The organism is Alteromonas sp. G5_S2_22_S1, assembly GCF_054968525.1.
Window position 1 is genome coordinate 25,685 of sequence record NZ_JBQKUJ010000018.1, and the last position, 20,381, is coordinate 46,065.

Annotated in this window: 18 protein-coding genes; 7 read left to right on the forward strand and 11 right to left on the reverse strand. The window is 44.9% G+C overall.

The window, feature by feature from the left end; genetic code table 11:
- Positions 1 to 15 precede the first annotated feature (15 nt).
- Positions 16 to 912 carry a 23S rRNA pseudouridine(2605) synthase RluB gene (rluB, locus tag ACTRWF_RS16385; RefSeq protein WP_015066773.1) on the forward strand — a complete coding sequence of 299 codons (897 nt, stop codon included), beginning with the start codon at positions 16 to 18 and terminating at the stop codon, positions 910 to 912.
- A gap of 230 nt (positions 913 to 1,142) precedes the next feature.
- Positions 1,143 to 1,946 carry a 2,5-didehydrogluconate reductase DkgB gene (gene dkgB, locus ACTRWF_RS16390; RefSeq protein ID WP_020743242.1) on the forward strand — a complete coding sequence of 268 codons (804 nt, stop codon included), beginning with the start codon at positions 1,143 to 1,145 and terminating at the stop codon, positions 1,944 to 1,946.
- 186 nt (positions 1,947 to 2,132) lie between these two features.
- Here dkgB and ACTRWF_RS16395 read toward each other — a convergent pair whose 3' ends face one another.
- Both ACTRWF_RS16395 and ACTRWF_RS16400 read right to left on the reverse strand, forming a co-directional pair.
- On the reverse strand, positions 2,133 to 2,705 hold the full coding sequence (locus ACTRWF_RS16395; RefSeq protein ID WP_462835890.1) for a maltose acetyltransferase domain-containing protein: 573 nt from the start codon (positions 2,703 to 2,705) through the stop codon (positions 2,133 to 2,135).
- A gap of 36 nt (positions 2,706 to 2,741) precedes the next feature.
- The gene (locus ACTRWF_RS16400; RefSeq protein WP_015066776.1) at positions 2,742 to 3,413 is read right to left on the reverse strand and encodes a hypothetical protein; all 672 of its coding nucleotides are present in this window, start codon (positions 3,411 to 3,413) and stop codon (positions 2,742 to 2,744) included.
- A 240-nt stretch (positions 3,414 to 3,653) separates the two neighbouring features.
- Here ACTRWF_RS16400 and ACTRWF_RS16405 point away from each other — a divergent pair, with 240 nt between their 5' ends.
- Positions 3,654 to 3,818: a hypothetical protein gene (locus ACTRWF_RS16405; protein ID WP_157669814.1), complete on the forward strand. Its 165-nt coding sequence runs from the start codon at positions 3,654 to 3,656 to the stop codon at positions 3,816 to 3,818.
- Positions 3,819 to 4,261: 443 nt separating this feature from the next.
- A complete protein-coding gene (locus ACTRWF_RS16410) occupies positions 4,262 to 5,548 on the forward strand; it encodes a DUF445 family protein (protein ID WP_462835891.1) in 1,287 nt (428 codons plus the stop codon).
- Positions 5,549 to 5,675: 127 nt separating this feature from the next.
- Here ACTRWF_RS16410 and tmpT read toward each other — a convergent pair whose 3' ends face one another.
- The 5 genes from tmpT to nadK all read right to left on the reverse strand — a co-directional run bounded on the left by tmpT (position 5,676) and on the right by nadK (position 10,554).
- A complete protein-coding gene (gene tmpT / locus ACTRWF_RS16415; protein WP_462835892.1) occupies positions 5,676 to 6,329 on the reverse strand; it encodes a thiopurine S-methyltransferase in 654 nt (217 codons plus the stop codon).
- Between the two features lie 109 nt (positions 6,330 to 6,438).
- Complete coding sequence (locus ACTRWF_RS16420) at positions 6,439 to 6,795, reverse strand: outer membrane protein assembly factor BamE (RefSeq protein ID WP_012517879.1); 357 nt, start codon at positions 6,793 to 6,795, stop codon at positions 6,439 to 6,441.
- A 124-nt stretch (positions 6,796 to 6,919) separates the two neighbouring features.
- On the reverse strand, positions 6,920 to 8,605 hold the full coding sequence (recN, locus tag ACTRWF_RS16425) for a DNA repair protein RecN (RefSeq protein WP_015066781.1): 1,686 nt from the start codon (positions 8,603 to 8,605) through the stop codon (positions 6,920 to 6,922).
- 308 nt (positions 8,606 to 8,913) lie between these two features.
- Positions 8,914 to 9,423: a DNA starvation/stationary phase protection protein Dps gene (gene dps / locus ACTRWF_RS16430; protein WP_015066782.1), complete on the reverse strand. Its 510-nt coding sequence runs from the start codon at positions 9,421 to 9,423 to the stop codon at positions 8,914 to 8,916.
- 255 nt (positions 9,424 to 9,678) lie between these two features.
- Entirely contained in the window at positions 9,679 to 10,554 is an 876-nt protein-coding gene (gene nadK / locus ACTRWF_RS16435; protein ID WP_012517882.1) for an NAD(+) kinase, read from the reverse strand.
- Between the two features lie 336 nt (positions 10,555 to 10,890).
- On the opposite strand from nadK, the gene ACTRWF_RS16440 reads away from it, so the two are divergent.
- Complete coding sequence (locus ACTRWF_RS16440) at positions 10,891 to 12,051, forward strand: iron-containing alcohol dehydrogenase (protein WP_015066783.1); 1,161 nt, start codon at positions 10,891 to 10,893, stop codon at positions 12,049 to 12,051.
- Between the two features lie 120 nt (positions 12,052 to 12,171).
- Here ACTRWF_RS16440 and ACTRWF_RS16445 read toward each other — a convergent pair whose 3' ends face one another.
- From ACTRWF_RS16445 to ACTRWF_RS16460, 4 genes are all read right to left on the reverse strand, one after another.
- Positions 12,172 to 12,939, reverse strand: a complete 768-nt coding sequence (locus ACTRWF_RS16445; RefSeq protein WP_015066784.1) for a 3-hydroxybutyrate dehydrogenase — start codon at positions 12,937 to 12,939, stop codon at positions 12,172 to 12,174.
- Positions 12,932 to 13,993, reverse strand: coding sequence for an extracellular catalytic domain type 2 short-chain-length polyhydroxyalkanoate depolymerase (locus tag ACTRWF_RS16450; RefSeq protein WP_462835893.1), 1,062 nt, complete (start codon positions 13,991 to 13,993; stop codon positions 12,932 to 12,934). The genes ACTRWF_RS16445 and ACTRWF_RS16450 overlap by 8 nt, the downstream gene beginning before the upstream one ends.
- Positions 13,990 to 15,423 (reverse strand): E22 family MetX-like putative esterase, encoded by a 1,434-nt coding sequence (locus ACTRWF_RS16455; protein ID WP_462835894.1) that lies wholly within the window; start codon positions 15,421 to 15,423, stop codon positions 13,990 to 13,992. Before ACTRWF_RS16455 ends, ACTRWF_RS16450 begins: the two co-directional genes overlap by 4 nt.
- 64 nt (positions 15,424 to 15,487) lie before the next feature.
- On the reverse strand, positions 15,488 to 16,783 hold the full coding sequence (locus tag ACTRWF_RS16460) for an SLC13 family permease (protein WP_462835895.1): 1,296 nt from the start codon (positions 16,781 to 16,783) through the stop codon (positions 15,488 to 15,490).
- A 314-nt stretch (positions 16,784 to 17,097) separates the two neighbouring features.
- Here ACTRWF_RS16460 and ACTRWF_RS16465 point away from each other — a divergent pair, with 314 nt between their 5' ends.
- Positions 17,098 to 19,476 carry a TonB-dependent receptor domain-containing protein gene (locus ACTRWF_RS16465; protein ID WP_462835896.1) on the forward strand — a complete coding sequence of 793 codons (2,379 nt, stop codon included), beginning with the start codon at positions 17,098 to 17,100 and terminating at the stop codon, positions 19,474 to 19,476.
- Between the two features lie 200 nt (positions 19,477 to 19,676).
- Positions 19,677 to 20,345 (forward strand): response regulator transcription factor, encoded by a 669-nt coding sequence (locus ACTRWF_RS16470; RefSeq protein ID WP_012517889.1) that lies wholly within the window; start codon positions 19,677 to 19,679, stop codon positions 20,343 to 20,345.
- The last annotated feature ends 36 nt before the right edge of the window (positions 20,346 to 20,381 follow it).

Consider the following 20,381-nt stretch of genomic DNA (forward strand, 5'->3'; position numbering starts at 1 on the left):
AAAGAGTGAAAACCCATGACTGAAAAGTTGCAAAAAGTACTGGCTAACCAAGGGCTAGGCTCGCGACGAGAAATGGAACGTTGGATTGAGGAAGGCCGAGTATCGGTTAACGGTACCGTAGCGACATTAGGTGATAGAGTTGACCACACTGCGCAAATTCGCGTTGATGGCCATCTTTTATCGCGTCAAACCGAGCAGCCAATTTGTCGAGTGTTGATGTACAACAAGCCAGAAGGTGAACTGTGTAGCCGTCACGACCCAGAAGGTCGAGATACGGTGTTTGACCGTCTGCCGGCTATTCGTCTAGGGCGCTGGATTACCGTTGGCCGTTTAGACATGAATACCAGTGGTTTGCTTCTGTTTACCAACGATGGTGAGCTTGCAAACCGCTTAATGCATCCTAAGTGCGAAGTAGAACGTGAATACGCCGTACGTGTGTTTGGTGAAGTTTCGACCAAGACACTAAACACGCTTCAAAAAGGGGTAGAGCTAGACGACGGTGAAGCCAAATTTCTAACAATATCGGGTACGCCCACGCCACAGCATGCTGAAGAAGAAAGCATGAACCGTTGGTTCAACGTGACCTTGAAAGAAGGGCGTAACCGTGAAGTTCGCCGTCTTTGGGAATCACAAGGCGTACAAGTTAGCCGCCTTATCCGTGTTAAGTACGGCCCAATCGAGCTTCAAAAACGTCTGCCGCAAGGTGCGTGGGTTGAGCTAGGGCTAGAAGACGTAAACGCGCTTCGCAATCATGTACAGCTGCCTGATGAAACGCAGACTATGGTGAACGTTCGACAAGGTAAACTCGACCACGCTCGTTTAAGTCGTATGCGCCGCTCAGTGAAAAAGCATAAAGTTCGCAAGCAACAGGGCCTTAATAAAAGAGCGGGTCGCCCAGCAAAGCGCAAATAACCCAGTACTGAATTCGTCTTTCTAAAAAGCCGCTCGCTTTTAAAAGCCAGCGGCTTTTTAGTGCCTCTATTTAACATCGCGGTAATAAGTTAGGGCTCAACGACTTTACCTAAAAACCAATTTACGACCCCCAAAAGGGGAAATGCGATCTTCTTTTTTAACGTTGGCGTAGCAATGGGTGAACGCGCTACGTCCAGTAGCTATGTACCAACCCGGAAAAGGAGACGGTAATGAAAGATATGCCTCAAATGGGAATGGGAACCTTCCGCTTAGAAGGTGAGGAAGCCCGAGTGTCAGTGAGTAAAGCATTAGACGTGGGATTTAGACACATAGATACCGCCCAGTTTTATGATAACGAAGCGCAGGTTGGTGACGCGATTAAAACCAGCGGCCTTAATAGAAACGAGCTTTTTGTTACCACCAAAGTGTGGCATGAGTCGCTAGGTGAAGATCATTTTATTCCAAGTGTTCATGAAAGCTTGGAGAAGCTAAAGCTAGAGTATGTCGATTTGTTACTTATTCACTGGCCATACCCTGGCAACGACATCTCGCTAGAAAGCTATTTGGGCAGCTTAGCAAAAGCGAAAGAGCTTGGGCTCACCCGCCATATTGGTGTTTCCAACTTTACCATTGATTTATTAGACAAGGCGGAAGAAATTCTAGGTAAGGGGGAAATTTACACAAACCAAATCGAGATCCACCCGTTTATGCAAAATAGAAAGGTGGTGGATGCCTGCAAAGCGAAAAATATTCGAGCGACGGCTTACATGCCATTTGCAGTAGGCAAAGTCATGAAAGATGAAACGTTACAGCAAATAGCCCAGAATCATAATGCAAGCCCAGCGCAAGTAGTGCTGGCGTGGATGGAAAAACGACACATTTATGCTATTCCATCTTCAACCAGTAAAACGCACTTGCAGGAAAATTTAGCTTACGGTGGTGTGCAGCTTTCGGATGATGAACTTGCACTTGTAGACGGGCTAGACAATGGTGAGCGTATTGTAAACCCAGATTTTGCGCCCGAGTGGGACTAGTTTAACGCCAATTAACTGCTACGTTGCGTGTACATTACTTCAAACGTAGCTAAGACATGTTCTAATGTTTAAAGGCCGCCGTCTACACCGTTGTTAACAAATGTGGGTTAATGATAAGTAGTAGGCGGCTGAGTTTATTAAATTACGGTAGGCTATGTACAATAAGCTTATAGAAATGGTTATTGGCTAGTCTGGTTTTGGATTTAGGTCAACAGACTTAATGACTTTCGCTGGGTTGCCCCCTATAACCACATTAGAGCCGAAAGACTTAGTCACAACAGCGCCTGAGGCCACCACCACATTATCACCAAGCGTTACTCCTGGGTTTATCACTGCCATTCCGCCTATCCAACAGTTGTGGCCGATAGTGATGGGTTTAGCAAACTCGATACCGGTAGCGCGCTGCTTGGGGTCGATAGGGTGTGTTGCTGTATAAATGCCAACTTGAGGCGCTATCATACAGTTATCCCCAATTGTCACTTTAGCCGCGTCTAATATCACGCAATTGAAATTGGCGAAGAAGTTTTCGCCAACATGAATGTTTTCGCCGTAATCACATTTAAATGACGACTCGATATACAGCCTTCTGCCTGTACTGCCAAAAAGTTGTTTAAGCAGTCGAGTACGCTTATTGTGTTCGCTCTGGCAAATACTATTTAGTTCATCAAGCTGTATACGACACTGTTTACGCATTGCCGTTAACGTCTTGTCAGACGGAAAGTACAATGCGCCAGTCAGCATTTTTTCTTGTTCAGTCATTTATTAACAGAAAGCGTAAAAATAAAAGCCGATACGTTACTGCGCGTCGCGATAGCTTACAACGACTTTTTGCATCAAAGCGTCATTTTCAATATCTAAATGTACAGGGCGCTTTAATATAATATCCCCTTCGATGGTTACTGAAGCGCTAATAGTTAACGTGGGTTTGTCATCAGATTGTTTGCCCCACGAACTTTCACTCTCTTTGTAAATAAGATTTCCAGCAATATGGGTGGTACCAGATAAAGTAATGTCGCCATTTAGCGTTTTGATGTGCTTATCAATTGTTGTATCTATCGCATCGATGTCGCCGTTTACCGTTTCAACGCTGCCACCGATAGTGCTTTGTACCGGTAGCGTTACGTTCCCGTTCACGGTTTCTACATTTTTAAGCACGGTTAAATGAGATGTAGCGCTCACATCTCCATTCACAATATCAATATTTCGGACAGTCACATCACTGCCCATTTCAAGGTTGCCATTAACAATGCTGACTTCGTCAGCACCTGCATTGTTACTTATCTCAACATTGCCGTTTACTGAAGAAATATCGCCGGCGTGCTTTCCTTCTGCAATGTCAATATTACCTAGAATTGAGCTAAAGTCGCTGCCTTCTAGAGCATGAGCATTGCCAACGTGTATAACGCAACCACTAAGTAGTGAGGCAGAAACAAGCATAACGGTGCCAGCAATAATAGACTTTTTCATATTTTTATATCCTTGATTGAGATTTCATAGGCTGTGTACGCCTACTTTACCCCTTGCAGTATCACTAACCATGCCAAATTGTAAAATTCATTTAAATCAGTATTTTATGTTTATATCACGCAAGGCTTTAAACGAGTGTGTCGCATAATACACAAGTTTATAGCTTTATCTCCCAACGAGTAGCGAATTTGACCACTACTTCCGAGCCACACTAAAGTACTGAAAGGGACAGACACTTATATGCACACACCTCAAGCGAATATAGAAGTACAGGTGTGGACAGACACTTATATGCCCACACGTCAAGCGAATATAGAAGTACAGGTGTGGACAGACACTTATGCATACACGCGTCAAGCAAGTATAGAAGTACAGGTGTGGACAGACACTTATGTGTACACGTGACAAGCAAATATAGAAGTACAGTTGTGGACAGACACTTATGCGAATAAGTGATAACTGAGTATGAATGAAGTTTTTACTTTATTAAGTGTGTGTCCACTTTGTACACCATGTAAGTACTAGGAAAAGAAAGTGTGTGTCCGTTTTAAAATTTTCTTTTTTAAACTCCGTCCGCCAGTATGAAAAATGTTGGCACCCTCGCATTGGATTAATAGGCCCATTGTTTGCATTGCGAGAGAAGTGTACGGGGAAATAAGTTTCTGAAATTACGTGACGAAGTCACTAAGGCTACAGAGAAAGACGTGAAGTAAACCGATTGCTCGGTTTTTTCTCAGTGGGGCTATTCTAAGTATTTACCTTTGATACTAAAGGGCCAATTTGTAATAGAAAATGATACAAAGGTAACGGTAGGCGATAAAAACCGAGTAATGTAGATGGAGCAGTGAATGGCGGATAAATACCTACAATTGAATAGAGCGAAAAGGCTTGCATTGGCTTGCTTAGTGTTTGCAGCAAGTGTATTTATTCTCACAATACTAATGCCCAAATTCTACCCAGGGTTGATAGGTGCTTGGTGGCTCGGTTTGATAAAGATGGCGAGTGAAGCCGCCTTGGTTGGGGGGCTTGCTGACTGGTTCGCAGTTACGGCCTTATTTAAACCTATACCCGCAAAATATCCTATTCCTCATACAAATATTGTAGCCAGTAATAAGTCGGTCATTGCTAACAATTTATCCCTTTTCGTTAAAGAGAAGTTCTTTCACCCTGAAGCCATTGAAACCCTTATTCGCAATAGTGACCCTGCTAAAGGTGCCGGGAGGTGGCTATCGTTAGATAAGAATGCAACACGGCTAAGTCGGTTTTTATGCGATGCCTTTGCTGGTGTTTTACGAGTGTTAGATGATAAACCGGTTAAAACATTTATTGCTAAAACGGCAGAAAAGGGTATTAACCAACTCGATCTCAGACAATTAATGGCCACATCATTAGGGGCAGTAACAAAAGAGCGTCAGCACCAAGTGGTGTTAGACAAGGTGCTAGGGAAATTAGCAAATTTATTGGCTGAACCTGATACGCAAGTCTATATCGCAGATACGTTAGTTGTATGGTTAAAAACAGAATACAGCAGAATCGAAAAGCTATTGCCATCCGGTTGGTTAAGTGAACAAGGGGCCTTGATAGCGGTTAAGGCGGTTTCGAGTATTTTAGAAGATATTTACCAAGACGAACATCACCCCATTCGCCACGCTTTCGATGAACAGGTTCATGAATTTTTGTACGAATTGCAGCATAGCCCGTTGATGGAACAAAAAGTAAATGGCTATAAAGATAAGATTGTTAACGATCCGGCCTTAAAAGATTATGTTCACCAGTCGTGGGCAAAATTTCATAATTGGCTTGTAACTTCTTTAGAGGAGCAAAATGGTAAAGCTGAGACGAAAGTGTCTGCCTTATTGAAAGATTTAGGTACAACGTTAACGCAAGATAGTGATCTTGCCAAAGCGTTTAATAAGCACATTGGTGAGGCCGCGAAGTATATGGCACCCGAATTGGCGGAGTTTTTAACACGTCATATTCGCGACACTATTAACAGTTGGGATGAGCGTGAAATGGCGAAGCAGGTGGAACTCAATATCGGCAGAGACCTACAGAAAGTGCGCATTAATGGCACGATTGTCGGCGGGTTAATAGGCGCGATATTGTTTGGTGTCGAAATGCTAGTAGAGCTATAGGGCGCCCTAGCTTGCAGATTTATGCGAAACTAGCCCATTTGCACCTGCTATGGTTGAGTGCAGCACCAAAGCAATCTAGCTAAAAAACATAATCAATAAACATGGACTAAGAACGCCTTTGATAGCGCTATTTAGCGACGAGTTCGAAGACAAGGTTTTCTGCGTCTACCTTGCCTTTTAAACCACCCTCTAAAACTGAGCGCTCTAAGCGATTGATTACGTAACTATCAGCGTAAAGCGACGCTACTGTGTGTTCATTTACACTAAATGGCGGCCCAGCGAGCTCATCCTGATTGTACTCAAAAGAAATAATAAGTTGAGGCGCTTTGTGCGTAATTTCCATTAAATGCGAAGCGTATTGTGCACGCAACTGACTGGGCAGTGCGACTAATGCAGCTCGGTCGTAAACGCCTGAAATGTTGCCTATATCCTTTGCTGAAAGTTTGAAAATGTCACCAACAAACACAGTCAAGCCGTCTTTAGCGTAAACCTTTCCATGTTCGGTTTCAGCCACAGTAGGTGTAGCGCCTAGCTCTTCAAACAGCTGCGTGATAGCAACTTCGCTAAGTTCTGCACCGACGACTTCTACTCCTTGAGAGAGTAACCAAGCAATATCGCGGGTTTTACCGCATAAGGGAACAAATATGCGTATAGGGTGAGACGATTGCTCGCCGCCGCCAAGCAGCACGTGAGCATGTTTTACCAAAAGCGCATTGCCTTCTGGTTCATGAAATCCAATCTCATTTTTTTGCCATTTACTGTGCCAAAAACTATGTTCCATGCAAAACTCGCTTATGTTAAACCGCTAACTACCCTATAAAATAAATGTCACTTTTAGAGTAAGTAAAAACAGAAAAGGTAGCGGGAGAGCGCTACCTTCTTCACGTTACTTAGTTATCAAGTGGGGTATTGAAATCTTCGGAGAGCTCAAAGTCACCTTCAACTGTGGTGACTTTATTATCTACGAAATTTATCACCATTTGTTTTTGGAAATCTTCGCCGCGCTTTTTCATGCCCCGCTTCATATCGTAAACGTAGTACCAAGTATCATCGTCGAATGAGTCTTGAACGACAGGATTACCTAATACATAAATGACTTGCTCTTTTGTCATGCCAACCCGAAGCTTTTCAACGTCTCTTTGGTCGAGAAAGTTGCCTTGAGGAACGTCGATTCTATAAATCCAGTTCGAGCAAGCGGTTGATGTTAGTGTGATGCCGAGAATTACTAATAGGTGTTGCAACTTCATTCGTTAATTTGTCCAGTATTGCCTTTGTTAGTGCCAGCGAACGTCGCTGTAGCGAAATTCGAGACTGTTTTATTGCAAGCGCGAAGGCATGCTACATTGACAACTATGACCAATCAACTGCATTTTAGTTCGATATAGCGCTTTTAAGCAGCTCTTTTGCATTAGCTAAGGCTGATTTAGTGATTTTATCACCTGCTAATAACCGCGCGAGTTCATCGATTCTATCTTGCTTTGTTAACGCCAGCATCTGCGTTTCTGTACTTTCGCCATCGGTCAATTTCGTTACAAACAGCTGATTGTGAGCTTGAGCTGCCACCTGAGGCAAATGGGTTACGCACATAACTTGTGACTGCTTACCCAGCTTGCGTAAAAGCCCACCAACAATAGAGGCGGTAGGGCCGCTAATTCCCGTATCGACTTCGTCAAAAATCATTGTGGGAGTAGCATTATGGTCGCTCGCGATAACTTGAATCGCTAACCCTATGCGCGAAAGCTCACCGCCAGAGACGACTTTTTCAAGTTTGTCGGCGTCCTGACCAGGGTTGGTCGAGACTTTAAATTCAACGGTATCTAAACCTGTGCTAACAGGTTTTTTGAATTCGTCGTATTGAATTTGAATATCTACTTTTGCATGAGGCATATTCATTTGACGAATTTGCGCTTCTATATCTTGGCCTAATTTAATGGCTGCTTGTTGTCTGCTTTCAGAAAGGCCTTTAGTTGTCTGTAAGTAATCTTCGCGGGCCGTGGCAACTTCACCTTCGAGAGTGCCTAGCAATGTGTCTTGTTCTGAAAGTGATGTAAACTCTGTGGTTAGCTCTTGATGGTGCTTGTAAAGGGCTTCTGGCATAACACTATGTTTACGCGCTAAATCCATCGCTTTTGCGTAACGCGCCTCTACTTGCTGCAGTCGCAATGGGTCAATTTCTAGGTGGTCGCAGTAACTGCGTAGCTCACCTGCCGCTTCCTCTATTTGAATTGAGGCGTCATTTAAAAGTGCAATAATGGGCGTTAGGCTAGCGTCGTGCGTTTCTAACTCACCTAAACGTTCAATGCTGCTTTGAATAACCGAAAGGGCATTACCTTCATCGTTTTCATACAAGTTATAAACACTGGTTTGCGCTTGCTCTAATAAGCTTTGACCATTGCTCAATCGTTTGTGTTCTGTTTCTAGCTCTTCAAATTCGCCTTCTTCAATAGCAAACTCGTCTAGTTCACGTACTTGGTAGGTAAGAAGTTGAAGACGGTTTTCACGCTGTTGAGCTTGGTCTTGAAGTGTTTTTAGCGTACGTTGTTTATCTCGCCACTGTGAGTACGCGTCCTTCACATTATCTAAAATATCATCGTGTTGAGCGTAGCTGTCCACTAGCTCTCTTTGATGATCTTCTTTTAACAGCTGCAGGTGGGTATTTTGCCCATGAATGGCGAGCAAGAACTGCCCCAGCCCTTTCAATTGCTGCAACGATGCTGGAACACCATTAATGAATGCTTTCGAGCGACCTTCTTTAGAGATGACCCGCCGAATAAAACAGCTGTTTTCATCTTCGTCAGACGTTAATTCGTGCTCGTCAAGAAACGTTTTAGCTGCCACATTACCGTTAAGTGAAAAGTGAGCAATGATTTCAGCTTTGGTGCTGCCTTTACGCACCGCATTGGCGTCTGCTCGCTCGCCTAAGCATAAACTCAGGGCGTCAATAGCAATAGATTTACCTGCTCCGGTTTCACCGGTAATGGCGGTAAGGCCGTTTTCAAGATGAACCGATAACTGCTTAACAACTGCAAAATTTGAAATAGAAAGATGCGCTAACATAACCACACTCGAAAAAGTTGAACATGATGATATATACAGTAACTGATAATATATACAGTATTTGGTGCTGTAAAGGTAAGTCGCAGTAAATTTTATGAATTAGTAACTAAAAGTTTATTATTTTCAATAAAAACAATTGGATATAATTATTCGATAAAATTGGGGTTATGTGTAACGTGAAATGAGAAAAATAGAGGAAAGGTTTTTTATACAGTAAAAAGGAGAGCGTTAGCTCTCCTTTACTATGGCCACCATAAATGGTTGTCAGTCGTATAGCCCTTTAACAAAAGCTATTAACAAAGCGCGAATTACTGCTGTAATTCACCGCTACCTGATTCAATGTGAGCGCGAACAAACCATTGGAACTGCTCAAGTTCGGCAAGCTGACCAGTAATCATATCTTCAGACACTGGATCAATCTCACCTAGGAGTTCCAATGCCTTTCTGTGGTCGCCATTTACACCGTCGTATACAGCATCCAGCGCTTTCAGGTGATCTAGTACTAGGCCTTTACCTAGTTCATAATCTTGCCAACTGCGTCCTTCTACAATTGCTTTAGGCGTGCCTTTAGGCACTCCGCCTAATGTTGCGATACGCTCGGCTATGGTGTCTGTCATTTCACGCACCGCGTCAACTTGGGGGTCGAGCATTTCATGTACACCGATAAAGTTTGGCCCTACCACGTTCCAGTGAATATGTTTAAGTGTGAGCTGTAAATCTAATAACGCGACCAATCGTTGATCCAATACCTTAATTGTTTTGGCAGCGGCATCGTTATCCATTCCTGGGGCTGTAAATTTGATATTGGTATTACTCATGATATCTCCTATTACTAAATATAAATATCGGCGACGGTTTTAAAATGCGGCAAGGCATTTTTGCTTAACGCCGACAGCTTGTAATTGGAGTTGCAACAGGTGTGCCGAATATCTTTGATAAGCTAAGCGACGGATTTAAAAGAGGATTTTGCGGAAGATTAAAAAATCTTTATTTTTCAAGCCTGTAGCGCTTAAGAAAATGCTACAGGCTAGTGTAAGAAATGCAGGAAATCGCTTCGTCAACAGCGTGTTTGTTTAATAAAGCTTACTTCCCCAGCCTAATTTTTTGCGCAGCACGTTGAAATAGCTATAACCTTTTGGGTGAACAAGATGAAGCTTATCTGCGCTTTTATTAATGCGAATTTCATCACCCGGTAGTACGGGGAGTACTATATGGCTATCACAGCTCACTTGAAGAGAGTCGCTGTTCACTTTAGACACTTTCATTGATACTTGGCTGTCGGCATCAACAACGATAGGGCGGCTGCTCAATGTATGAGGGAACATGGGCACTAAAGTAAGTGCATCGAGCGTTGGCATTATTATCGGGCCGCCTGCCGAGAGTGAGTAAGCGGTAGAGCCCGTTGGCGTGGCGACGATTAGGCCGTCACTGCGCTGACTAAATACAAACTGCTCATCAATATAAATTTCAAACTCCATCATGTGAGCAACCTTCCCGTGGTGAAGCACCACTTCGTTCACTGCTGAGTTGTTACTTTTTAACTTTTCGTGACGGTACACTTCAACTTCAAGTAAGAAGCGTTCTTCAACAACGCACTCACCATGGAATATGAGGTCTAACTGCTGCGTAATTTCATCAGGATGTATGTCAGTTAAAAAACCTAAATTACCGCGATTCACGCCCACCACATGAATATCAAAGCGGGCGAGAACGCGAGCGGCGCCAAGCATACTGCCATCGCCACCAACAACAACCGCAAGATCGGCCTCTTTGCCAATGGTGACTAGGTTACAACTTTTTAGGTTTTCAGTTTCAAGCTCTTCAGCAATACTTTCTTCTACAAGCAGTTTGCACCCTTTGGCCAGCAAATAGTCGGCAAGACTATTCAAAGTGTCGTGGGTGGCAGCGTGTTGAGGTTTTCCAATTAAAGCAACGGTTTGATAGGGCATGGAATGCTAATGTCCTTTCATTTCCAATCGTTGGACATTAGCACAGGTGTTTTACAAAAGAAAAGTGTAAAGCGATAGCCAACGCGCTCGCGAACATTTTTATCGCATTTAGCCTGTGTAGTGTATTGCCGCTGTTAGTGTAGACGTTTGTTACCAGTTCAAGGTAGGTAACAATAATTTTACATTCCCATTGCTTTGAGCGCAGCGCTAGGTATGCTGGCTTAACGTTTTTGAAAGAAGGGCGTGGGCGCAGGCGCGAGAGCCTCCGTATCCATTTGCCTTATTTATTTTTAAATAAGGCACAGCTTAAATAAAGACTATCAATGCGAGGGAACAATGTCTCATCAAATTATTCTGCCAAGGGTGATGCACATAGGGAAAGGGGCAAGTGAGCGTGTTGCTGATACTGTGAAAGGGCTTAATTGCCGAAATCCGTTACTGGTTACCGACAAGGTAATGGTCGAGTTAGGTTATAGCGCGGCCATCGTGAATACCTTGGAAACCGCTGGGATAACGGTTGATGTGTTTTCAGATACTGTCCCTGAGCCGACGGTAGCGTCAATTTCCAGAGGCGTTGATGCTTTCAATACTCAACCTTACGATTGTATTATCGCATTGGGAGGAGGCAGCCCAATCGATAGCGCGAAGGCTATTGCCATACTCGGGAAGCATGGCGGTCAAATGAAAGACTACAAGTTTCCGCGTGTCGTCGATGAAGCAGGGATACCTATTATTGCAATACCTACTACCGCCGGAACGGGCTCGGAAGTGACTCGTTTCACTATTATTACTGACGAAGACACCACCGAAAAAATGTTGTGCGTAGGTTTGGGGTTTATGCCTACTGCAGCATTGGTAGATTATACACTAACGCAGAGTTTACCTGCCCGGGTTACCGCTGATACCGGTATTGATGCGCTCACACACGCAATAGAAGCTTTTGTCAGCCGCAAAGCAAACCTCTACAGTGACGCACAGGCACTCTCTGCAATGGCACTAATTGCACCTAACTTGCGCACTGTTTTTGCCGACCCTTCAAATGACGCCGCTAAAGAGTCGATGATGCTCGGAGCAACGCTTGCCGGTATTGCGTTTTCAAATGCATCGGTGGCCTTAGTGCACGGTATGAGTCGCCCTATTGGCGCGGCGTTTCATGTGCCTCATGGGTTGTCTAATGCTATGTTGTTACCCGCGGTTACCGCATTTTCTATTCCCAGTGCACCAGTACGTTATGCTCAATGCGCTCGCGCGATGGGGATAGCTACGCAAGGTGATTCAGATGATATGGCAAATCAAAAACTGATCAACGAGCTAAAGATGCTTAACGCAGACTTACAGGTGCCTACGCCCGCTGACTTTGGCATCGATAAAGAAGCCTTTTTTGCCTTAGCCTCAACCATGGCTGAACAGGCGTTGGCGTCCGGCTCACCTAACAATAACCCGAGAGTTCCTACGATTGAGGAAATGGTTGCCATTTACGTATCGCTTTGGGAGTAGTGGACTGTTCAATACGCTATGACAATAAAAGGCCTGAGCCCGTTACAGTATCGAAATCAGGCTTTGGTTGCCCCTTAGGGATTAGCTCAGCTTAATAGGGCAGCTCACTTTGCTGCCTTTTTATCTCGCGGTCCAACCTCCATCTAGCACCACAGTTTGCCCGGTGATATTACGCGCGCTAGGCGACATCAAAAAACTTGCGGTATCAGCAAGCTCTTCAACACTCACAAATTGCTTTTTAGGCATGGGCTCTAACATGATTTTTGTTATCACCTCTTCTTCGGTCAAATTATTCTCTTTCGCCTGTGCGGCAACTTGCTGCTCGACAAGCGGTGTTTTTACATACGCCGGGCAAAGGGTATTGATAGTGATATCACAGTCACCGGTTTCAAGGGCAATGGTTTTTGAAAAGCCCAACAGCCCGTGTTTGGCTGCCACGTAGGCAGACTTGTAAGGCGAGGCCACCAAAGAATGGATTGAGCCAACATTAATAATGCGGCCGTAGTTTTGCTCGCGCATTGCCGGTAAAAATGCTTGAGTCAGAAGGGCGGGGCCTACCAGCATGATATTAATCAGCTGCTGCCATTTATCCGCTGGAAAATCTTCAATGCGAGAAACGTGCTGAATTCCCGCGTTATTAATCAGTACATCTACAGTGTGTTTGCCCAGTACTTCTGGCAAAGCTGCGACTTGTTGTGCGTCACACACATCAACAGCCACCGCACTGGCCGAACCCTCTAAATGCGCAAGTTTAATGACTGCTTCTTTCGCGGCCTGTTCATTGATGTCAGCGATGATCACATGGTGACCCTGTTTCATCATCGCTTCCGCAATCCCCAAACCAATACCGCTTGCACCGCCTGTAATAAATACTGTGCGTCTATTCATTCGTACCTCCTGGAGTCTCAACAGTTGGCGTGTCGCTATTGAGTGAAAACAGCATTGCTTTTACTGCGCGAACTTGCGCGCCATCTCTATTCGCGTAATCGCTTGAAGCGTAGCCCCACCAGTCCCAACAGCCCTGTGGGTTTAGTGGCATAAACAAAGACTTTTTAGTTTGTGGGTAAAGCACCACAATGTTGTTATCGTCTGCCCACGCGTTAAGGCCAGTTTGCATGGTGTAAGCATCGCCCACGGCATCTGCATATTGATTACAGCCGTGAAAGCTAATGTGAGCTCTACAAGTTTCGCCTTTAGCACAGCTTTCAGGCACGTAAACAAAGCCTTCACTCGCCAACGTCTTAGCATCGCTTCTGGCTATTTCCTGCTGATTTATCGAATGTAGCGCCCCTGATAGTGTTTCATCTGGCGCAGAGACACCTTCAACGAGATGAGAAAGCATGGCACCCGCTGCATCATAGTCACAATTTCCAATAAACGGGCTCTCAGACTTCATACAGTTCACGCCTTTGTCTTTTGTTGGAAAAAGGTGCGCCATGGGCTTGTCATTGATGTAGGTAATATTTTGAGTGTCTGTCCACTGTTTGTATTGTTCAAACAGTAAGTCGCTGACTTGTGCAATGACTCTGGTGTCTTGCGTACCGTGAAAAAGCCAGACTTTTGCGCCTTTCATATTATTAAGCGAGGCGATTTTACCTTCTGCTTCGTATTGCTTTGCTTTTTTATTCAGCGCGTTAAGGCTGATTTCGCCCTCTACTTTATTTACGCACTGTGCAAGGGCTGTGGTAATGTCGCCTTGCGCACAGTAATAAGGGCCGCCAGCAATAACGCCCACACCTTTTACCCAGTCGCTGTGCGCCAACTGAAATTGGGTTGCCATATAGCCACCTGAAGAAAGCCCCGAGACGGTCACATGTTTTAGGTCGAGAGAGAGGTTGGGCAGGTTGTCTTGCGCCCCGGCAAGGGTACTTAACGTTAGTGAGCCTGCAGACAGCAAAGATACAGACAGAGCTCGACGTAAAGAATAATTGAGTTTTTTCATTGCATTGCTGCCTTATCATTTTCTAAAAATTGTTTAATTGCGTGGGCCTGGGCTGAAATATTGGCCACCCCTTCTAAGTGTCCTAATTTACCGTCTAAGGTTGTTAAGCTGCTGTTGTTACCCAAAGAGGTTAAGCCATGGTGTGCACTTTGCGATAAATAAGGCATAAGAAGCAAATCAGTTTGGGCGGGTATAAACAGGGTTTTAGCCTTTATAGCTGAAAGCCCTTGCTTCATGTTGTCTTGATGGCCTGCAACAAAAAGCTGGCAAGCGCGCACCAAATATAGAAGGTGGTTGGCGTCCATGGTTTTCGCTCTTGATTGTGCCCGCTCGCGCAGCCAATTCACAATACTATGAGATTGGTGGATATTGCTAAGCGGCCCAGACTCAACATTTTTAAATCCTAGCATGCTGCCGTGTTCGTTGAAAAAAGCAGGGGTAAGGGCATTTTGGGTAATTAACATTAGGGAACCCACCAAGCCGTCAAGCGGTGCATGCTCTTGTGTGTAATTGCCTTTACTCCAATTTCTGTCCAATTTAATAGGCGTAGCCCAGTGTTCAAGGGCTGCGGTAGTCCACGCATCACTTTGACCTGCGCCAATAACAGAAATCATGCGTTCCACCCAGTCAGGGTAGGCACTAGCCCACTCGATAGCCTGCATCGACCCCATCGAAGGCCCAACAACCGCGTAGAGTTTGCGAATGCCTAAGCTTTCAAGCAGGGCTTTTTGTACATTTACGAAGTCTCGTATTGTCACTACAGGGAAATCTAATCCATAGGGTTTTCCAGTGTCTGGGTTAATTGACGCCGGGCCGGTAGTGATTACATGAGGGTCGTAAGCATTTAAATTAGCCAGCGTATCTACACTAATAACGTAAAAGCGTTCGGTGTCAATTGCCTTTCCTGGCCCTATTACGCTATCCCAATAGCCGGGGGAAGCATCGTTGATGTGATATTTTCCTGCCGCATGAGAGGAGCCTGAAAAGTAATGGGTAATAAGAATAACGTTGGTCTTTGCAGCGTTTAACTTTCCGTATGCCTCCCAGCCTACTTTTACGCTTTTAATGTCTCTACCACCGAACGTCGTATATTGAGGTATCTCAAATACCTGCTTTTCCACAATCATGGGCGCGGCGTTTAACGTACCTGAAACAACAGAGTCTGATGACCCGGTGCTCGAAGTGTTTTCAGTAAGCGAAGCGGAACTTGTCTTTGTTTCAGCGAATACTTGGCTGTTAAATACGAGTAATAGGGAGGCAATTAGGCCTATCACTTTGCTAGAACGAATGTTAATACGCGCGTTACGCTTTTTAGTTGGTAACATGCGGTAATTCGCGTTAAACAAGGGGCGCAAGCGCCCACCGGCTACTCTTCTGCTTACGTCTATTAAGCGATGAAGTACAAATTTCTGCTTGGGTTTTCTGTTCATATTAAATATGCCTTTTTAACTGGCGTCGTGAACACGGTAAATTCTGCGTTATGTGAAAAACCACTTATATTAGGCTAAATAGGCCAATGGCCATGGCAAGACCAATGACCGGCACCACTACGGTTAGCGCACCCACTGCCCAGTACGCCGCCTGATGGGTTTCGTTACAAATAGCGCGAATGGTTGTTACCACATAACCATTGTGGGGTAGAGAGTCCAATGCACCTGATGATATTGATACGATTCTGTGCAGCTGTTCGGGCTCTACGCCTTGGTCTAAATAGTGGGGCGCCACTAAGGGAAGGGCGATGGCTTGTCCGCCGGAGGCGCTGCCGGTTAACCCCGCAATAACGCTTATGGCAATGGCTGCGCCTATCAGTTCGTTGCCCGGGATTTGGGTCATAAGCGCAACGGTTGTTTGAAACGCTTCGGTGTTTTTTGCAATCGAACCAAAACCCACAACGGCAGCGGTGTTACCTATGGCAATTAATGCCCCTGTCGTACCCTCATTAATAGCAACAGGCAAGCTATGAAAGTACTTGAAGTTTATTGCCAACAAACACAGCACGCCGCCGCCTAACGCAAGGATAAGTGCCAGTTGAGCGAGCTCTTCGTGGAATAAAAATGAAATGACTAGCACCACCACTAACGGCACAATACCGGTGAGCGGGTGGGGTAATTCCCGTTCACGTACTTGTGGGTCGCTGGCTCTTGATTCAAAAACCTCACCATTGTTCACGGCTTTTCTAATCATTTTAGCCAGCCACCAGTAGCCAAAACACGCCATAAATATCGCCACGATCAGGCTGACCTCCCAAGCCGCGAAAGGCGATGTACCTAAATACTTAATGGGGATCCAGTTTTGGATTTCAGGTGAACCTGCAGAGGTCATGGTAAAGGTTACCGAACCAAAGGCCATAGCGGCAGGGATAAACCTTCGCGGTAAATTAGCATCTTTAAACAAGCTTACCGCCATAGGGTAAACCGAAAACGCCACGACAAATACGCTAACACCGCCATAGGTTAAAATGGCGCAAGCCAGCACTACCGCTAGCACAGCACGTTTGTAGCCAATTTTTGTAATGATCCAACGAGAGACAGCGTCAGCAGCTCCGGTGTCTTCCATGAATTTACCGAATAACGCGCCAAGTAAAAACATAAAAAACCAAGAAGCGATAAAGCCTGAAAAGCCGCCCATATAGGTTTCAACAAAGTTCACATCGCCTGTGAACACGCCAATGTTATTGGTAAGAGCTACCAATAGCGCACACAGTGGTGCAGCAATAAAGAGGTTCATTCCGCGTATTGTTAACACAATAAGCAACAACAGACCGCCTACCAAGCCAATCATACTTAACATAGTTATTATTCCTTAAAAATCTGTGACCGCAGATGATCCGAAACAGTTAAGTCGATTAAAGATTTGCGCACACCCCAAACCACAAAGTGTATGCAAATCAAATAAAAAGCATGCATAACAGACATAAAGTTTGACGTTACTTTTCCCAAAATCCCATAGTACGATGGTACTACATACTATTAACAATTAATTAACTAAAGTGATTTTGACCGTAGGCAATACATCCGACAGTGACGTGAGCTTATTGATCTTTGAAGTTTCGAAGTACTGCAAAGACCAACAGGCCCTAAAACTTAGAACAACAAGGACTCACTATGTCTAAATCAGCACACACAAATAGCTTGGTATCACCCTACCAACCATATTCAGCCACTGTTACAACAGAAGAACAAAAAAGAGCTTCAGTAAAACGCCCTATGCATAGCTTATGCGCCCTTGCGGTGGCAAGTGTACTAAGCTCAGCGCCGGTATTTTCTCAGGATAGCCAAACTAATACCGACGCCGAAGCGCAAAAAGGAAAATTAGAACGCATTGAGGTGACAGCGCGAAAAACTGTAGAGTCGTTACAGGAAACGCCGGTAGCTATCACGTCTATTGGTGCGGTTGAACTTGGCGAAAAAGGGATTAGCGTGCTGACTGAAGTGCAGCAGTTTTCGCCCAACACTACGCTACAAACCAGTCGCGGTACCAATTCCACCTTGACGGCATTTATTCGCGGATTGGGTCAGCAAGACCCGCTGTGGGGCTACGAGCCAGGCGTAGGTATTTATGTTGATGATGTCTACATTGCGCGCCCCCAAGGTGCGGTACTAGACCTTTTGGATGTGCAACGCATTGAGGTTTTGCGCGGCCCACAGGGCACGCTGTACGGCAAAAATACCATCGGTGGAGCGGTAAAATATGTAACTAAAGAAATGACCGGCGATACGCAAATGAACGTTGAAGCTACGGTAGGTAGCTACAGTCAGCGGGATATTAAAGTGACCGGACAAATACCATTGATTGAAGACACGGTGTATCTAGGCGTGGGTTATGCCAACCTAAACCGCGACGGCTTTGGCGAATATCTGGTAAGCGCGTTGCCCAATCAAGACAAAGAAAACTATAACAAAGACCTTTGGGCAGCCCGTGTAACGCTTGAGGTGCACCCAAGTGAAGATTTATTCTTCCGCATTGGCTGGGATAAAACCGAAGATACGTCAAATGCGAAAGGGGGCTATCGCTTAATTCCAAGTATTTTAACGGATGCGCCTGTGCCTGATTCAGTCTTCGATTCTTACACCAGCTTACCTACGTGGAATAAAGTCGAGCTAGAAGGCTATAACTGGCTGGCGCGATACCAAGTGAATGATAATTTAGAGCTTAAATATATTGGTTCGCACAGAGAGAGTTATTCACCAACCAATATTGACTTTGACAATACGCCGTTGCCCATATTTGACGTTCCTGCAGAATACGACGACAGTAATGATACCCATGAGCTTCAAGCAAACTATATGGGTGATACTTTTAGCGTTGTTTCGGGATTGTACTTTTACGACGGTGAAAGCTGCGGAAACTTCGATGCGATTTTAGGTGTGCTAGGGCAAGTGTTAGGAGCCACCGGCTTGACCCGTGAAGTTACCGGCTGCAATAACTCAGAAAGCTGGGCTGCGTATGCGCAAATGAACTATGACATTAGCGATAAAGTATCTTTGTCGTTAGGTGCACGCTATACCGATGAAGAAAAGTCGGCGTTTGTGAACAACGATTTGGTGTATGCGAATGTTTACCCGTCAACTGACTGGATTGATGGCTATGTAAGGCCCGATGGGCAACTTGTTCCCCAAGTGCTCGGGACAGACACCGATGGTGACGATATTCTAGATGCGCCAGCAGTAGAGAGTTGGTCTCGCTTTACCCCGCGAGTGGGTGTGGAATATCAAATGAACCGCGATACCATGTTCTTCGCTAGCTATTCACAAGGCTTCAAATCAGGCACCTTTAACCCTCGAGCTCAAACCAATGAGCCTGGTGTAGAACCTGAAGTTGTAGATAGCTTCGAAGTGGGTGTAAAAAGCGATTTAAGCGACGCGCTTCGCATGAATCTAACGCTATTTTCTTACGACCATAAAGACCGTCAATATATCGGTATAGAAGGTGATTTATCTGACCCAACGGCCCTTGACCAGCGCTTGCGCAACGCAGCAGAAACCGCAGCGAAAGGCGCTGAGCTTGAGATGACGTGGGTAGCAACCGATAACCTGCAGTTTGATGTGGCCTACGGCTATATCGACTTCGAGATTAAGAAAAATAATGCTATCCCACCACTCATTGGCTTAGCAAGTACGCCAGAAAACACGTTCAACTTAAACGCCAATTACCTGCTGGAAACCACTTTTGGCGACATTACGTTTAACGCCAACTATTACTATCGCGATGATTACCTTATCTTTGAAACCAGCGATCTTATTCAACAAGATGCTTACGGTATGGTGAATTTAAGCGCGCGCTGGGAAAGCGTTGAAGGCGACTGGTATGCTGGACTACACGTCAAAAACCTGACCGATGAAGAGTATCTGGTTGGTGGTTATGACTTTGTCACGCAAGACGATGATGGTAACTTTGGTCCGGGCCTTGGTGGCGATACTACACTTATCGGTTATTACGGTGACCCACGTACAGTTCACCTTACGGTAGGTTATCGATTCTAAACTATATAGCTTAAATAAACTTAGCGACGTTCATGACGCCTAAGCTTTTCTGCTTAGGCGTGTTCACTTTTACGCGATTGGTACCTGCGAGAATGTTGGGCGTTGAAGGTGTTGTGTAACTAGTTACGCTAAAGCATTAACCTTTTGAGACCGGCGTGATAGTATGTTGATTAACAAGGTAGTTACAAGTTGATAGCATTATGTCCGTAAAAATTTTGATTGCTGACGATCATCCTTTGTTCAGGGCTGCTATGTGTCATGCACTAACCAGCGTGGAGCACCTCGAGCTTGTAGAAACATCCACATTCCCCGATACCCTTTCTTATCTTGAAGACTTTCAAGACATAGACCTGCTTTTCTTAGATCTTACCATGCCAGGCAATGAAGGGTTAAATGGCCTTGCACAAGTACATGCGCTATACCCTGATGTGCTTGTAATCGTCATTACCGCACAAGAAGAGGCAGACGTCATGGCAAAGTCTTTTGCATTAGGTGCAAGTGGTTTTATACCTAAATCGGCCTCGGTTGAGTGTATTATTGATGCAGTAAATACCGTATTGGATGGGGAAACTTGGATACCCCCAACAGTTCAGGTGCCTTCGGATTCGCAACAAAACTCTGCTGCCTCTAATGCGAGTAGTGTATCCGACCAAGGTGATTTCACCGCTAGGTTGAAACAACTCACACCTCATCAACTTAAAGTGTTAAGAATGGTGTCAGATGGCTTGCTCAACAAGCAGATTGCTTACGAACTGGCTATTTCCGAATCTACCGTTAAACAACATGTGTCAGCCGTATTAAGAAAACTTGGTGTTATCAACAGAACCAAGGCGGGTATTGCGTTCAAAAATGCAATGCACTTAAATTAGGTTTGGCTTATTTATCCTGCGAATTCGGACTGCCGA

What these genes read in the sequence shown, in the direction of transcription:
- ACTRWF_RS16460 (WP_462835895.1), bottom strand. Translation starts at nt 16,783, where the DNA reads ATGTTAAGTATGATTGGCTTGGTAGGCGGTCTGTTGTTGCTTATTGTG.
- rluB (WP_015066773.1), top strand. Translation starts at nt 16, where the DNA reads ATGACTGAAAAGTTGCAAAAAGTACTGGCTAACCAAGGGCTAGGCTCG.
- ACTRWF_RS16420 (WP_012517879.1), bottom strand. Translation starts at nt 6,795, where the DNA reads ATGAAGTTGCAACACCTATTAGTAATTCTCGGCATCACACTAACATCA.
- dkgB (WP_020743242.1), top strand. Translation starts at nt 1,143, where the DNA reads ATGAAAGATATGCCTCAAATGGGAATGGGAACCTTCCGCTTAGAAGGT.
- ACTRWF_RS16455 (WP_462835894.1), bottom strand. Translation starts at nt 15,423, where the DNA reads ATGAACAGAAAACCCAAGCAGAAATTTGTACTTCATCGCTTAATAGAC.
- ACTRWF_RS16400 (WP_015066776.1), bottom strand. Translation starts at nt 3,413, where the DNA reads ATGAAAAAGTCTATTATTGCTGGCACCGTTATGCTTGTTTCTGCCTCA.
- ACTRWF_RS16410 (WP_462835891.1), top strand. Translation starts at nt 4,262, where the DNA reads ATGGCGGATAAATACCTACAATTGAATAGAGCGAAAAGGCTTGCATTG.
- ACTRWF_RS16450 (WP_462835893.1), bottom strand. Translation starts at nt 13,993, where the DNA reads ATGAAAAAACTCAATTATTCTTTACGTCGAGCTCTGTCTGTATCTTTG.
- ACTRWF_RS16395 (WP_462835890.1), bottom strand. Translation starts at nt 2,705, where the DNA reads ATGACTGAACAAGAAAAAATGCTGACTGGCGCATTGTACTTTCCGTCT.
- tmpT (WP_462835892.1), bottom strand. Translation starts at nt 6,329, where the DNA reads ATGGAACATAGTTTTTGGCACAGTAAATGGCAAAAAAATGAGATTGGA.
- ACTRWF_RS16465 (WP_462835896.1), top strand. Translation starts at nt 17,098, where the DNA reads ATGTCTAAATCAGCACACACAAATAGCTTGGTATCACCCTACCAACCA.
- recN (WP_015066781.1), bottom strand. Translation starts at nt 8,605, where the DNA reads ATGTTAGCGCATCTTTCTATTTCAAATTTTGCAGTTGTTAAGCAGTTA.
- ACTRWF_RS16405 (WP_157669814.1), top strand. Translation starts at nt 3,654, where the DNA reads ATGCACACACCTCAAGCGAATATAGAAGTACAGGTGTGGACAGACACT.
- dps (WP_015066782.1), bottom strand. Translation starts at nt 9,423, where the DNA reads ATGAGTAATACCAATATCAAATTTACAGCCCCAGGAATGGATAACGAT.
- nadK (WP_012517882.1), bottom strand. Translation starts at nt 10,554, where the DNA reads ATGCCCTATCAAACCGTTGCTTTAATTGGAAAACCTCAACACGCTGCC.
- ACTRWF_RS16445 (WP_015066784.1), bottom strand. Translation starts at nt 12,939, where the DNA reads ATGAATAGACGCACAGTATTTATTACAGGCGGTGCAAGCGGTATTGGT.
- ACTRWF_RS16470 (WP_012517889.1), top strand. Translation starts at nt 19,677, where the DNA reads ATGTCCGTAAAAATTTTGATTGCTGACGATCATCCTTTGTTCAGGGCT.
- ACTRWF_RS16440 (WP_015066783.1), top strand. Translation starts at nt 10,891, where the DNA reads ATGTCTCATCAAATTATTCTGCCAAGGGTGATGCACATAGGGAAAGGG.